The organism is Nostoc sp. UCD121, from assembly GCF_014222285.1.
GTDB lineage: Bacteria > Cyanobacteriota > Cyanobacteriia > Cyanobacteriales > Nostocaceae > Nostoc.
Window position 1 is genome coordinate 47493 of record NZ_JACKZS010000021.1, and the last position, 13953, is coordinate 61445.

Genomic DNA, 13953 nt, shown 5'->3' on the forward strand with positions numbered 1-13953 from the left:
CATTAAATGAAAGCTTAAAAATAATAGTTCTTACTCCATATCCCTTTGCTGCAACATTCCCATCAATTTACGTTTCCGAGCGTGGGTTTGCATCAAGTTTTCCCGATACCTTAACCAGTCAGCTTTCTTCCCAGATTCCAAGTAGGCGGCACGGACTTTTTTTAACCATTCAACCGCATAGTAGTAATATTCTGCCTTACCTCCATCCATAATCTTTTCGGCACGGCGACGCGCATTAGCAATCACCCAAGTAGGATTGTGAGGGATAGCGGCATTCATGACGCGATGAATCAATTCTGAATAATAAGAACTGAGTTCACTAGCGATCGCAATTGCATCATCAATTAGCCCCTCATGCAAGAATATATCTACCTTGGCTGATTCTGTTCCCCAACCACTATAAGTACGAATAATTCTCAGTAAGTCTGTCTTGACAGTTTCCCAGTTTTCCCCAGCTAATTCTGCCATCTTTTCGTAGTCAACAAAGGAGGGCTTGACTTGAAAAGCCGCCTTAATTGCTAATAAAGCAGCTTCACTATTACCCAACTCAACAGCTAAATCACTTGTCCAAATTCCTAATTCGTACTGACAATTCCCTGGTAAATTTAACCCACTCTGGGCTATATCTAGTGATTGCTGTAACGCCCCCTGTTCGCTTAGGGCTTTCGCTAAGGCAAACGCCTCTCCCATTGAGTTCATCTGGGTTTGAGCAGCATCAACTGCTTCTTCCACTCTGCCCAAACGCCCTAACATTGTGAGATACTGCTGGGTTTGTCCTTCTGCTTCTGCTAAATATAGGTATTCTTGGTAACGTTCTTGATGTTCGAGAATTTTTAGCCGAATTAGTGCCAAATCATCTGCATAGTCTGGCACGTCTTCTTCCCAAGCTCCCCTTTCGGTAATATTACCTTGAAGAACTTGCACTAGGGGCGGATAATCCCAACCTTGGCGTAAAGCTTCCATCACTAGGCCAAAATCAGCATTCCACTCATCTTGCCAAGCTTCCAAATTTATTTGAATATCAACTTTTTCTTCTGGGGTAAGTTCAGCAGTCAGAATTGCTTCACACCAAGCCTCATTTAATTCTCCAACAATTTCATCATTTTCAGCGCCGTAATCTGCAATATCATCCCAATTTTCTACACAAGTAAAGGTAATCGCTTCTAAAATGGCGATCGCATTTTCACCCTCTCCTCGTTCACTAAAAGCTACGGCACTTTGCACCACACTCACCAATTCTTCAGCAATTGGGTCTTCTTCACCCCCTTCCTCAAAGTAGCGTACAGCATCCCGAATAATTTGCCGGACTTGCCGTCGAATGGGAGCCGGATCAATAGTCCGGTGGCGTACAGGTCTTATGGTTGTTTGCTCGATAATCGGATTCGTCATCCAACCTACATGTCGGTCAATCGCCTCAATTAGTGGTGGGTATTCATTTACCAACTCTTGCAGCAGCCTTTGAGTTTGGATATTATCCAGGCGATTGAGTAGTTGTTCTAGGGTGGGGCGCTGTTCAATACTTTCTGAGTCACGCGCACAGACAAGCATCGTGGCGATAATGTGTTTGCACCACCCGTCAAAGTTGTAGGCACAGGTGCAGTTTGCTGAGGTTAACCCACTGCTATCGAAACTCAAATTGACATGATAAGGTCTTGCTTCAGTACCTGCTACTTCCGCTTGAAGCAGATGACCACGTTGGGTAACAGTATGAACAGCACCAGCCTCATAGTATGCTTCGCCGCGTTGGAAAGATTTGGTGTTGGCATGACGGCGGATAGTAAATTCAGTAATTTGGGGAATAGACATCGAGCGATCGCCTGTGTAAATCCTCTGGATGAATCCTAAGTCCAGCTTAGGTGTTAGGCGATGGTGCTGTAAAGTTATTTGTCATTGGGCATTGGGCATCCCTTCGGCTTCTCCTAACGGAGACGCTGCGCGTTAGCGGAGCTTTCGCTTTAGCGATACGCTCAGGGCAAGTAGGCATTGGGCATTGAGAATTAGAGACTGATTCATCCACCTCATTCCCTATTCCCTATTCCCTATTCCCCATTCCCTATTCCCCATTCCCCATTCTCAATTCCCTTTAAAAAAAATAAGTATCTAGATTTGACTATAATTACTGAAAACATCCATCTTTTCGCCCGAAGTCAGTGAATCATAATTAAAGCTAGCAACACCCGAACGTTAAATCAGAAAATGGTTATCAGGCGGATGCTAGGGGATTTAAATCAGTTGACAGTTTCCAATGTTCACTGATAACTGTTTGCTAGGGGCTTAAACCCAGCAACAAAACTGACAACTGATAACTGATAACTGTTAAAGGGGTTGCGCTGATTGTCGGTCAAGTTGAGAATAAATAGGCGAAGCAGACGGGGAACCTAACGTGAGTCAAGGATTTGATTACGATTTAGTTATTATCGGCGCTGGTGTAGGCGGGCATGGTGCAGCCTTACACGCCGTAAGTTGTGGTTTAAAAACAGCGATTATTGAAGCTGCTGATATGGGAGGAACCTGTGTTAATCGGGGTTGTATTCCTTCTAAAGCGCTGCTGGCGGCATCTGGGCGGGTGCGGGAGTTACGCGATGCCCATCACCTCAAATCGCTGGGAATTCAAATTGGTAGCGTGGAATTTGATCGTCAAGCGATCGCTAATCATGCTAATAATCTCGTCTCAAAAATTCAAGGGGACTTAACCAACAGTCTCAAACGTCTAGGAGTCGATATTATCAGAGGTTGGGGAAAAATCGCTGGGGCACAAAAAGTTGCTGTAACCGGAAACGGTGGCGAAAAAATCATCACAGCTAAAGACATCATCCTTTCGCCTGGTTCAATTCCTTTTGTGCCTCCAGGGATTGAAGTAGATGGCAAAACTGTCTTTACCAGCGACCAAGGTGTGAAGTTAGAGTCGCTACCAGACTGGGTGGCGATTATTGGTAGTGGTTACATCGGCTTAGAATTTTCTGATGTTTACTCAGCTTTGGGTTGTGAAATCACCTTGATTGAAGCCCTAGATCAGTTAATGCCAGGATTTGACCGCGATATTGCCAAACTTGCCGAACGCGTGCTGATTACTCCCCGCGATATTGAAACCAAAGTGGGAATATACGCCAAAAAAGTTACCCCTGGTTCACCAGTGGTAATTGAGTTAGCAGATTTCAAAACCAAAGAAGATGTAGATGTCATCGAAGTCGATGCTTGCTTGGTGGCTACAGGACGCATCCCGGCGACCAAAAATCTTGGTTTGGAGTCTGTGGGTATAGAACTCGATCGGCGGAATTTTATCCCAGTTGACGATCGCATGGCAGTACTATCATCTGGTGAAGTAGTACCAAATGTCTGGGCAATTGGCGATGCTAATGGGAAAATGATGTTAGCACATGCGGCTTCTGCTCAAGGCATCATCGCAGTAGAAAATATAGTTGGGAGGGAAAGAATAGTAGACTATCGCAGCATCCCCGCAGCAGCTTTTACCCACCCAGAAGTTAGCTATGTAGGTTTAACAGAAACCGCAGCGAAAGAATTAGGACAAACCGAAGGGTTTGAAATTGCCACAAGTCGGAGTTACTTCAAAGGAAATTCCAAAGCGTTGGCAGAAAATGAATCCGACGGTATTGCCAAGGTGATATATCGCAAAGACACAGGAGAAGTCTTAGGCGTTCACATTTTCGGGCTGCACGCCTCAGATTTAATTCATGAAGCGTCAGCCGCGATCGCAAACCGTCAATCTGTCCAAAGCCTCGCACATCTAGTTCACGCTCACCCAACACTCTCCGAAGTCTTAGACGAAGCTTATAAACGAGCTATTTAGTCATTTGTCCTCTGTCATTTGTCCTTTGTCAATAAACAAGGACAAATGACCAATGACAAATGACTAATGACCACTGACAAATGACAAATTATGCAAATCCGTCGTCGTTCCCCTAATCCAGCTATTGCTGTATCGATATTGCGTTATCAGGCTGCCGTACCTGATTCAGCGCCAAACAATATCTTGGAAGAAATTGTCTGGCAGAAAGAAGTAGAATATGACCTGATGCGGGAAAAGGTTCCTTTACAAGAATTGCGAAAGCAGGTACTGACTGCGCCGCCAACCCGTGATTTTGTTGCCGCTTTGCGCCAAGGCAAGACGAAGCCAGCGTTAATTGCCGAAGTTAAAAAAGCTTCACCAAGTAAAGGCGTTTTCCGAGAAGATTTTGACCCAGTAGCGATCGCCCAATCTTATCAGCAAGGCAAAGCTAGTTGTCTTTCGGTGCTAACCGATGTCAAGTTCTTTCAAGGTAGTTTTGAAAACTTAGCCAAGATTCGGGCTGCCGTAGATTTGCCCCTATTATGCAAAGAGTTTATCATTTATGCTTACCAAATATACTTGGCACGGATTCACGGTGCAGATGCTATTTTGTTGATTGCGGCTATCCTGGGCGATCAAGATTTGAAATACTTTCTCAAAATTGCTAACAACTTGAAAATGGCAGCCCTGATTGAAGTTCATAGCTTGGCAGAACTTGACCGTGTGTTAGCCTTGGATGGTGTCTCCTTAGTAGGAATCAATAATCGCAATTTGGAAGATTTCTCCGTTGACTTGCAAACTACTTGCCAACTTTTAGCTGCAAGGGGTAGCCAATTGCAGGAGAAAAACATCCTTGTTGTCAGCGAGTCAGGACTACACAACCCAGATGATTTGAGTTTAGTGCTTACAGCAGGTGCATCTGCCGTACTCATTGGGGAATCTTTGGTAAAACAACCAGATCCCGGTGCTGCGATCGCCAGTATATTACCAAAGAATTTCTGAAATAAAAACTTTCCCTGTACCTCTTAGTGCAGGGCAACTAATGGGGCATACTATGCGTAGACACGCAGTACTTTGCTGTCAACTATTATCAATATCTTTGCTAAATCTTCATCGCTAATCAAATCAAAGCCATAAGCAACTAGTTATTTATTATGTAACAATTTATTTATAAGAGATGAAATTTGACTAAGAGAAAATTCCAAATATGAAATCCAAATTAAACTTCATGGAGCAAATTCCTCTACCTTCACCTATTCACTACGAACTTATACTTCAACTCTTAGAAAGACAAACTATGTTAGCGGTTAATGATAATCCAGATTTACGCCATCAGGTAAATCAACTAATTATTACTCTCCGTAAAGCTGCGGTACAACAAAAACGACTAGAAGAAATTTGCGAATTTTCTTCCGTGACTGTCGATCACCGTTGGTCAATCAATCATCATAACGAAAGCAAAGTTGTTGCCCCCGATTGAAGCTAACAACTTTATATCTCAACACCAAATTTGGCAGCTTTGTTAAGATAGCTTATTATTATCTAGGAAATGTCTCTGGGTATTGAAGCAGATAGTACTCAAAAGTTCTACCACACTTGATTGACTCAAATTTACCCCTACTTGTTTACAATTTATACAAAAATTCTATTAATGGTGTAGAAAAAGATCGTCATCTTTCTCAAACTTTAGATTACACAAAGTTCATACTGATTTAGCAGAAACTGGAATTCAGCTAAAATATTTATGAGATTCTCTCCCGAGTTTGACGAAAGATGAAATATAACAGCATTGATGAACTCTTCAGAAATAATCAGGCTTGGGTTGCAGAGAAATTAGCTATAGATCCGACTTACTTTCAAGAATTATCTAAGGGACAAACACCACCTTTTCTATACATCGGGTGTTCTGATAGTCGTTTACCCTTAACAAACCTTACTCGTACAGAACCAGGAGAATTATTTGTTCATCGTAATATTGCGAATCAAGTTTCTCTAACGGATATTAACTTTTTAGCCGTTTTAGAATATGCAATTTTACATCTTAAAGTAGAACATATTATCGTTTGTGGTCACTACGACTGCGGAGGAATTAAAGCTGCTTTAGAAGGGAGAACCATCGGAATATTGGATAATTGGGTAAATCCAATTCGGGAACTGTATTTACACAAACAAGAAGAAATTGATGCTTTACCAACCAGAGAAGAACGTCTGAATCGTTTGGCAGAAATAAATGTAGTGGCGCAAGTGAAAAATCTCTACCAAACTTCTATCATGCGTCAGGCACTTTATGAGCGAAAAGCGCCTATGGTTCACGGCTGGGTACTAGATATACGCACTGGCTTAATCAAAGATTTGAATGTCTCAACTGTGCAATGGCAGTTACACATCTGCCCTTTGCTTCTAGAGTTTAGACTCTATGCAATGTTAAAAAATGAGAGCTAATTCGGGATTGAATGCCACAGAGATTAATACTTTATCGACATGATTTATCGTGTCTTTAGACTTTTTTAAGCAAAATAAATATGGTATTGTAGGCGTTGCTGATTGCGGTATGAAAACGATTGTGCTTTGTAATCAAAATCCTTGTAGAGACGTAAAATTTTTACGTCTCTACATCCAAAATTAATACCTCGATTCAGCAACGCCGTATTGTAATATATCCATGCAGACATCCAACTAAAAAACCTTTTTGTAGAGGCAATTGATTAATTGCCTCTGTAGAGATGGTTACACCCAATCTACTCGTACAAAGAATTATTTCTTAGCAATTATCCATACTGCATGAATAATTCCAGGAATGTAACCGAAAAGCGTCAATACTATATTAATCCAAAAATCTATACCAAAACCTACTTGTAAAAAAACTCCCAAAGGCGGTACAAAAATGGCACACAGAATCCGAACTAAATCCATGTAAACCTCCTATTAATCTCACCAAAAATAGCTTGTTGGGTACTCTTCTACCACTTTTCAAGCATATTTGTACCTCTCAAAGATAACATTCCCTTTCTCAATCGAGGTCGCGCTTAAGATGCGGGAAACCGCACTCAATATTAGCCACCGCTAATTTTGGCTTTATAACCTAGCTTGGTCAAAATCTCAACAATTTTCTGCTTGTGTTCGCCCTGAATTTCAATTTCGTTATCTTTAAGTGTCCCACCTGTCCCACACTGGGTTTTCAACTGCTTTACCAAATCTGCCAAGGTTTCTGGTTTAGCTTGAAAACCGCTAATCACTGTGACAGTTTTGCCTTTGCGTCCTTTGCGGGAAGCTTGTACTTTAAGATTTTGTTGTTGTGGGGGTAGTTCTGGAATTGGTCTTTCTGTGGCGGCGGAGTTGTCGTTACCAAATTCGCGGTAGACGAAGCTTTTGTCAGAAGATTTAGAATTGGAAGAAGACATAAAATGTTTGTTAAGAAAAATTTCAAAGGCAGTGGAAACTTCTACGCAACCATTCTGCTGGGATATCAATTTCTAGGCTAACATTACAAATCCATTGCAAGGAATTGGGAATTGTTTTTCTACCTCATCCCCAGGTATACCCCAGATATGTCCCAGACTTTTCTATAATAATTAAGTCATTTCCGTCATCGAAAACAGCCTGTGACTACCACTCCCCTCTCTCCAAGTTCAACTGCTCAGGTTCCCGATGCGTTAGGTCGCTTTGGACGCTTCGGCGGTAAGTATGTACCTGAAACGCTGATGCCTGCCCTTGCTGAATTAGAAACAGCTTATCAGCAATACCGCAATGACCCTGGTTTTCAAGCAGAATTACAGCAGTTGTTACGGGATTATGTGGGACGCGCCACACCATTGTATTTCGCGGAACGTCTGACTGCTCATTATGCCCGACCCGATCGCACTGGGCCACAAATTTATCTAAAGCGTGAAGATTTAAATCATACCGGCGCTCACAAAATCAATAATGCCCTTGGTCAGGTTTTGTTAGCGAAACGCATGGGTAAGCAACGGATTATTGCTGAAACTGGTGCTGGACAACATGGAGTTGCTACAGCCACAGTTTGCGCTCGTTTTGGGCTGGAATGTGTAATTTATATGGGCGTTCATGATATGGAACGCCAATCTTTAAATGTCTTTAGAATGCGGTTGATGGGGGCAGAAGTGCGTCCGGTGGAAGCGGGAACTGGAACCCTGAAAGATGCCACTTCTGAAGCAATCCGCGATTGGGTAACAAATGTGGAAACAACTCACTACATCCTGGGTTCGGTAGCAGGGCCCCATCCTTACCCGATGATGGTACGTGATTTCCATGCAGTAATCGGTCAAGAAACTCGCGCCCAAGCAATGGAAAAGTGGGGCACATTGCCTGATATTCTCTTGGCTTGTGTGGGTGGTGGTTCCAATGCAATGGGACTATTCTATGAGTTTATTAATGAGTCTTCTATACGGTTCATTGGGGTTGAGGCAGCAGGAGAAGGTGTTAATACCGAAAAACACGCAGCAACCTTGACAAAAGGGCGAGTTGGTGTATTGCACGGAGCAATGAGCTATCTACTACAAGATGAAGATGGGCAAATTATTGAGGCGCACTCAATTAGTGCAGGGTTAGATTATCCCGGTGTGGGGCCAGAACATAGCTATTTGAAAGACACTGGTCGCGCCGAATACTATAGTGTGACAGATGCAGAGGCTTTAGCAGCATTCCAGCGATTATCGAAATTGGAAGGGATTATCCCAGCATTAGAAACAGCCCATGCGATCGCATATCTTGAAACCTTATGTCCCCAACTAAGCGGCAGTCCCCGGATTGTAATTAACTGTTCTGGACGCGGTGATAAAGATGTACAAACGGTAGCTAAGTTATTAGATCCAGCGTAAATCTACGTAAAATATTTGGGAGGAAGCAATGATGGATCAACAATTCCAACACGCTATGCTACCACAACCTACTCATGATGAGTTGGCACGCCAAAACTTTGTGCAAAGCCTGAAAACGCACATTTTCAGGAATATTTCTCCTGGCAATAAAGTAGTTTATGAAAAACTAGCCAAGCCGAAGTTTGAACAAGAACACCAGCGTCCTCCCGAAAATCGCCATGAAATTCGGGAAGTAATGCAGCATGAACCCTACTACCGATGGACTAGTGCCCTCAAGCGCATCAACCAGGAAATATTATGGAATGCTGTAAATACCAGTGTTGAAAGACAACTGCCAGAATTGATTGAGCGTGCCAAAGATCGTGGTAGTGAACTGGGTACTTTAACCCTCGACCCAAATTTTCAAATACCTAATTATCAAAAAGCTGTAGACATTCACTGTATGCCTGGAGGATATCACAGCGAATTTACTGCTGATGATGTGGCTGCTGGCGCAACCTACGATCGCGGCGCTTACCTTTATGGTCTTGGTTGGTTAGGGCCGCTTAATAATGATATGGGGCTATCTATAGTCCAAAACTACCTTCTGCCAGAGTATCCAGACTTTCGACCCAGAAAAATTCTTGATATGGGATGTTCTATTGGTAATAGCACATTACCCTACGCAGATGCTTACCCAGATGCAGAAGTCCATGCCATCGATGTCGGCGCACCCATGTTGCGTTACGCTCATGCAAGAGCCGAAGATTTAGGCAAACGGGTACACTTCTCACAGCAAAATGCCGAACATACTAACTTTCCAGATGAATCATTTGACTTAGTGGTTTCTCATATTTTGCTGCATGAAATTCCCCCGCCAGCCGTCCGTAAAGTCATGCAAGAGTCTTATCGTCTACTGGCTCCCGGTGGAATCATGCTCCATCTGGAAGCACCCTTATATCATCATATAGATGTTTATACACAGTTCATTTTTGATTGGGAAACCGCTAACAACAATGAACCCTTCTGGAGTGCAGTACGCGATCTGGATTTGGTGACGTTAGCTACTGAGGCTGGTTTTGCAGCAGATAAGACATTCGAGAAGTTTGTCCCTAATGGGGCATGGAAAGCAAAAGTAACTAATGGTCTTTTTGAAAATGGTAACTCAGGCAGCCTAAACACTTGGTTTGTTGTTGCTGCAACGAAGTAAATACCAATTCGTAATTCGTAATTGAGAAAGCCAGATTTTATCTGGGTTTCTTTGTTTTGTATATGTATTCTTACTTTTGGAGAATTGGTATTAGGATGACAAAAATAGCTAAGGGCAAACGACCTGTTTACTTAGACAATCCACATTGTTAGCGATGGTCATGGCTTTGACTGGCGAGGTGTCTGTGCTGCATGAGCGTCTGGATACCATTGAAAGGTTACTAGAGGTTAAAGGTATTTTATCGGCTACTGAGATCGAAGCTTATGAACCAGATGCAAAAGTAACAAAAGAGCGAGAATTGTGGCGTGCAGAATATATTGCACGGGTGTTACGTGTGGTGCAAGAAGAGTTAGAAACTCTCAACCAAAGCTAGTCGCACAGAGGCTTTACTGGAGAAAATTATGCTATTTAAATAGCGAAAATAATCCTAATGGTAGAGGGAAATTTTTCATAAACAGCACTTTTTTCGTAAGATTGTGAATTTTAAAGTTTTGTAGTCGCGTTTGAACAAAAAAGAGCATAAACAGAAATATATAGACCTATAAGCAATTTGTCACATTTAGATTAGTTTGATTAGATTGTCTGGAACTTTACTTTCAGGACATGATTAAAAGAACAATCTACGGCGTTGCTTTAGGCACTATTGTCCTCAGTAGCGGAGCGATCGCTACTCCTGTAACAAATTCAACTTTTACAGCAGTGTCTTCATCTATATCAAGTGATGCTTTCAAAATTGCAGCATCTAGTATCGACACTACTGCTGTAGAGCAATCGGTTTTCAACCAAATTAATAGCTACAGAACTTCCCAAAGGCTACCAGCACTAACTCGTAATTCTGCCATCGATAATCAAGCTAGGATTCATAGTCAGAATATGGCTAGTGGGAAAGTTCCTTTTGGACATACAGGATTTTCAGAGCGTATTAAAGCAACCGGCATTTCTTACACATCTGCTGGTGAAAATGTTGCTTACAACCAGGGATATACTGACCCGGCGACGAAAGCCGTTCAAGGCTGGCTCAAAAGTCCAGGGCACCTAGCCAACATCAGAGGCAATTTTAATAAGACGGGGATTGGTGTCGCCAGCAATAGTGCAGGCAAAGTCTACTTCACACAAATTTTCTTTCGCTGATATAGCGGTTCTCAATTGCATAGAATACAGACCTAACAAGAGCAACCCCTTACCTACTAGCGTTGGGAAGTAAGATTCAAAACCTCTCTCATAAAAGTTTTCGCAAATTCCCCAGACTGAAGCCTGGGGAAAAGCTTGTTCTAAATTAGGACTTAGGCAAAAAGGCAGTGAAAGCCTTAATTTACCGTAGGGGCAATACTCTGCGGTAAACCGCATTTATATGAATGCCCCAACATTTCATACCTGATGTGTAAGTCTTATAAATTAAATGTTGGATTATGTAGTATTTAATAGACAAATGTAATTGAAACTACATTATTTTTTAGTAATTCATGAAAATCTGAAATTTTCAGCAAAAATAACCGTGATTTTATGAAAATTAACTATTGAAATATTGACAATTGGAAATGAGTTTTTCTATTTCCTGTAAAGGATGTAGCCAGATTGCCGAAATTCATCAATCCTTAATAGTATCGTAGTATATATCGTTGGAACAATAAGGTAGAGTAGAAGTCTTATATATCTACACATCACGCAATTCTCCATGTTCCGACAAACTGCTTTTGGCATCGCTTTAAGTGCGCTTGTCCTTGCTAGTGGATTAACGACTGTTCCGATACCAAATCATCCTTCTACGAATACATCCACCCGTAATAAGCTGTTGTCGCTTTTTTCCAGTCAGGTTGCAATATCGACTCCTACTTTTAAAACTACTGAGCTAGAAAAATCAGTTTTTGAGCAAATTAATCGATATCGGACTGCTAAAGGACTGCCAAAGTTGACCCTAAATGCAAATATTACTCGACAGGCAAGAATTCACAGTCAGAATATGGCTAAGGGTAAAACCCCATTTAGTCATCAGGGATTTGAAGGCAGAGTCAAAGCTGTCCCTATTCGCTACAACAGTGCTGCGGAAAATGTTGCTTTTAACCGGGGATATAGCAACCCCGTAGAGGAAGCTGTTACTGGTTGGATCAACAGTCCCGGACATCTAAAGAATCTAAAAGGAAATTACAACCTGACTGGAATTGGTGTTGCTACTAATAATCAAGGTGAAGTCTACCTGACACAAATCTTTTTTCGCACTAGGTAGATTTAATTTATGATTTTTTGCACAATAATAATGTAGTGTCTGACAAGACTTGTATTTGCTAGACACTGCTATTATTTTTGAACAATTCATGACATTACAAGATTTTCAGGTAAGCGATCGCGATCTCAGTGACGCAGCCCTTGGACAGTATTTAGAATCGACAGCGATCGCAGTTGACACAGAAACAATGGGATTATTGCCACAGCGCGATCGCTTGTGTCTTGTCCAGCTGTGCAACCTAGAAGGGAAAGTCACTGTAATTCGCATAGCCAAAGGACAAACTGAGGCCCCAAATTTAAAAAAACTCTTCGAAGCGGCCAATATTGTAAAAGTGTTTCACTTTGCTCGCTTTGATATTGCCACTTTGCGCGCCAATCTGGGGATTCAGGTTAACCCTATTTTTTGCACCAAAATTGCTAGTAAGTTAGCCCGTACTTACACAAATCGCCACGGACTCAAAGATGTAGTGCAAGAGTTAGAAAAAGTAGAACTAGATAAAAGCTCTCAAAGTTCTGATTGGGGTAACGCCGTTAGTTTGTCTGAAGCTCAACTTAGTTATGCTGCCAATGATGTGCGTTACTTACTTAGTGTGCAGCAGAAGTTAACAGAAATGCTTAAACGAGAAGAACGCTGGAAAATTGCTCAAGAGTGTTTTGAATTTTTGCCAACGATAGTTTCTTTAGATTTATTGCAATTTAAAGATTTATTTGAACATTAGACCAAACACTAAATCTATTACAAAATAGTGTATTGGGTATTGCAAGAGAGATTTTCATCTTTCCTTATGAGTGTAATTCATGGAGTCTCTTGCAAAACTTGCTGATACCTTCTTCCAGCATTAAAAGTCAAAATATTCTGTCTTTCGACTAATAAATTGTGACCTCTTTGCTCATAGAAAATCAAGATTAGACCTCTTGGAAAATTCCCTAACACCCCACTCCTAGAATCTCCCTACAAGTAGACAGGGGAGACTTTGATGTAAGTCAAAGGTATATATAGTGGGGTTTTTGTTCTTGATTTCTGCAAGAGGTCTATCGCAAATTTTCTCAGTTATTTTTGCCTAAGAGCCGACATTGGAATCATCTCTGTCTATAGAATTTTTAGATTCACTAATGCCTTCTTTAATATTGCTAGCTCCCTCTTGAATACCTTCCTTGAGATTGCTAGCTCCTTCTTGAATGCTGTCTTTGAGGCTACTAGCTCCTTTCTTGATGGCTTCCGTCGTGCTAGTACCTCCCTTTGGCTGATTTTGTTCGTGATTTTTTAGCCGATCTACAACATTGTAGTCATCTGCACCTGCGGGGGTTTTTGACTCAACAATACCTTCTGTTGGGCCACCAATAGCTTTCCATCCAGCAAGACCACCTATCAGTTGAGAGACATGCTCAAATCCATTAGAACGCAGTTGTTGCGCTGCTTGGGCAGTTTCTTCTTCATTAGCACCGTAAACGTAAATATCACGACTCTTATCTAAAGAAGGTACTGCACGCTCTACCAATTCATCTATTGGCATAGGCATCGCTCCCATAATGTGACCTTCATTGAAAGTGTTGCGATCGCGCACATCCAGTATTGTAAAAGCTGGTTCGCCCCATTCTAGGCGAGACTTTAGGACATGAGCATCAGATTGTCCTTCTATTGGTGGCTGTGGTGGAATGATGCCGCCTACTAAATTGTTAACCATTTAGGTATTCCTTGCTGACGATATTAATAGCAATTTAACGAATCTAATATATTTAATTACTCTTTCTATAGGCTGAATCTATTCAAAATCTCTCTTGAGATAGAGTAGCTAATTAAAATACTTTCTACCATTTAACCCATTGCAAATATAGTCAAATTAGACTATTAAAAGAGATTTTTGTTTATATTGATTTTAATAAAATGTTTAAAAATTTATATTTTGGATATTTAC

The 13953-nt window shown here is 41.5% G+C and carries 13 protein-coding genes and 1 pseudogene; 10 read left to right on the plus strand and 4 right to left on the minus strand.

The window, feature by feature from the left end:
* Window positions 1–30: 30 nt before the first annotated feature.
* On the minus strand, window positions 31–1806 hold the full coding sequence (locus GNF10_RS07240; RefSeq protein WP_185585016.1) for an SWIM zinc finger family protein: 1776 nt from the start codon (window positions 1804–1806) through the stop codon (window positions 31–33).
* A gap of 577 nt (window positions 1807–2383) precedes the next feature.
* On the opposite strand from GNF10_RS07240, the gene lpdA reads away from it, so the two are divergent.
* The 4 genes from lpdA to GNF10_RS07260 all read left to right on the plus strand — a co-directional run bounded on the left by lpdA (window position 2384) and on the right by GNF10_RS07260 (window position 6229).
* Entirely contained in the window at window positions 2384–3808 is a 1425-nt protein-coding gene (gene lpdA, locus GNF10_RS07245; RefSeq protein ID WP_185585017.1) for a dihydrolipoyl dehydrogenase, read from the plus strand.
* Window positions 3809–3898: 90 nt separating this feature from the next.
* Entirely contained in the window at window positions 3899–4789 is an 891-nt protein-coding gene (trpC, locus tag GNF10_RS07250; protein ID WP_185585018.1) for an indole-3-glycerol phosphate synthase TrpC, read from the plus strand.
* Window positions 4790–5015: 226 nt separating this feature from the next.
* The gene (locus GNF10_RS07255) at window positions 5016–5267 is read left to right on the plus strand and encodes a DUF5340 domain-containing protein (RefSeq protein WP_114082938.1); all 252 of its coding nucleotides are present in this window, start codon (window positions 5016–5018) and stop codon (window positions 5265–5267) included.
* Between the two features lie 293 nt (window positions 5268–5560).
* Window positions 5561–6229 (plus strand): carbonic anhydrase, encoded by a 669-nt coding sequence (locus GNF10_RS07260; RefSeq protein ID WP_012410520.1) that lies wholly within the window; start codon window positions 5561–5563, stop codon window positions 6227–6229.
* 312 nt (window positions 6230–6541) lie between these two features.
* Here the strand turns inward: GNF10_RS07260 and GNF10_RS07265 are convergent, their stop codons facing one another.
* Together GNF10_RS07265 and GNF10_RS07270 are read right to left on the minus strand one after the other, a co-directional pair.
* Window positions 6542–6700, minus strand: a complete 159-nt coding sequence (locus GNF10_RS07265) for a YqaE/Pmp3 family membrane protein (protein ID WP_012410519.1) — start codon at window positions 6698–6700, stop codon at window positions 6542–6544.
* A 140-nt stretch (window positions 6701–6840) separates the two neighbouring features.
* Window positions 6841–7188, minus strand: a complete 348-nt coding sequence (locus GNF10_RS07270; protein WP_012410518.1) for a translation initiation factor — start codon at window positions 7186–7188, stop codon at window positions 6841–6843.
* Between the two features lie 201 nt (window positions 7189–7389).
* Between GNF10_RS07270 and trpB the strand changes: the two genes are divergently transcribed.
* From trpB to GNF10_RS07300, 6 genes are all read left to right on the plus strand, one after another.
* A complete protein-coding gene (trpB, locus tag GNF10_RS07275) occupies window positions 7390–8625 on the plus strand; it encodes a tryptophan synthase subunit beta (protein ID WP_185585019.1) in 1236 nt (411 codons plus the stop codon).
* Between the two features lie 28 nt (window positions 8626–8653).
* The gene (locus GNF10_RS07280) at window positions 8654–9814 is read left to right on the plus strand and encodes a class I SAM-dependent methyltransferase (protein WP_221643429.1); all 1161 of its coding nucleotides are present in this window, start codon (window positions 8654–8656) and stop codon (window positions 9812–9814) included.
* 160 nt (window positions 9815–9974) lie between these two features.
* On the plus strand, window positions 9975–10187 hold the full coding sequence (locus tag GNF10_RS07285; protein WP_260445901.1) for a hypothetical protein: 213 nt from the start codon (window positions 9975–9977) through the stop codon (window positions 10185–10187).
* 230 nt (window positions 10188–10417) lie between these two features.
* On the plus strand, window positions 10418–10945 hold the full coding sequence (locus GNF10_RS07290; protein ID WP_185585020.1) for a CAP domain-containing protein: 528 nt from the start codon (window positions 10418–10420) through the stop codon (window positions 10943–10945).
* 544 nt (window positions 10946–11489) lie between these two features.
* Window positions 11490–12038: a CAP domain-containing protein gene (locus GNF10_RS07295; protein ID WP_185581733.1), complete on the plus strand. Its 549-nt coding sequence runs from the start codon at window positions 11490–11492 to the stop codon at window positions 12036–12038.
* A gap of 88 nt (window positions 12039–12126) precedes the next feature.
* Window positions 12127–12756, plus strand: coding sequence for a ribonuclease H-like domain-containing protein (locus GNF10_RS07300; protein ID WP_185581735.1), 630 nt, complete (start codon window positions 12127–12129; stop codon window positions 12754–12756).
* Window positions 12757–13281: 525 nt separating this feature from the next.
* On the opposite strand, the pseudogene GNF10_RS07305 reads toward GNF10_RS07300, so the two are convergent.
* A pseudogene (locus GNF10_RS07305) lies at window positions 13282–13722 on the minus strand (rhodanese-like domain-containing protein); the annotation flags it as partial.
* Window positions 13723–13953: the final 231 nt, after the last annotated feature.

Excerpts from the sequence above, each read along its gene's own strand:
- GNF10_RS07240 (WP_185585016.1), bottom strand. The coding sequence starts at position 1,806 with ATGTCTATTCCCCAAATTACTGAATTTACTATCCGCCGTCATGCCAAC.
- trpC (WP_185585018.1), top strand. The coding sequence starts at position 3,899 with ATGCAAATCCGTCGTCGTTCCCCTAATCCAGCTATTGCTGTATCGATA.
- GNF10_RS07255 (WP_114082938.1), top strand. The coding sequence starts at position 5,016 with ATGGAGCAAATTCCTCTACCTTCACCTATTCACTACGAACTTATACTT.
- GNF10_RS07260 (WP_012410520.1), top strand. The coding sequence starts at position 5,561 with ATGAAATATAACAGCATTGATGAACTCTTCAGAAATAATCAGGCTTGG.
- GNF10_RS07265 (WP_012410519.1), bottom strand. The coding sequence starts at position 6,700 with ATGGATTTAGTTCGGATTCTGTGTGCCATTTTTGTACCGCCTTTGGGA.
- GNF10_RS07270 (WP_012410518.1), bottom strand. The coding sequence starts at position 7,188 with ATGTCTTCTTCCAATTCTAAATCTTCTGACAAAAGCTTCGTCTACCGC.
- GNF10_RS07280 (WP_221643429.1), top strand. The coding sequence starts at position 8,654 with ATGATGGATCAACAATTCCAACACGCTATGCTACCACAACCTACTCAT.
- GNF10_RS07285 (WP_260445901.1), top strand. The coding sequence starts at position 9,975 with ATGGCTTTGACTGGCGAGGTGTCTGTGCTGCATGAGCGTCTGGATACC.
- GNF10_RS07290 (WP_185585020.1), top strand. The coding sequence starts at position 10,418 with ATGATTAAAAGAACAATCTACGGCGTTGCTTTAGGCACTATTGTCCTC.
- GNF10_RS07295 (WP_185581733.1), top strand. The coding sequence starts at position 11,490 with ATGTTCCGACAAACTGCTTTTGGCATCGCTTTAAGTGCGCTTGTCCTT.
- GNF10_RS07300 (WP_185581735.1), top strand. The coding sequence starts at position 12,127 with ATGACATTACAAGATTTTCAGGTAAGCGATCGCGATCTCAGTGACGCA.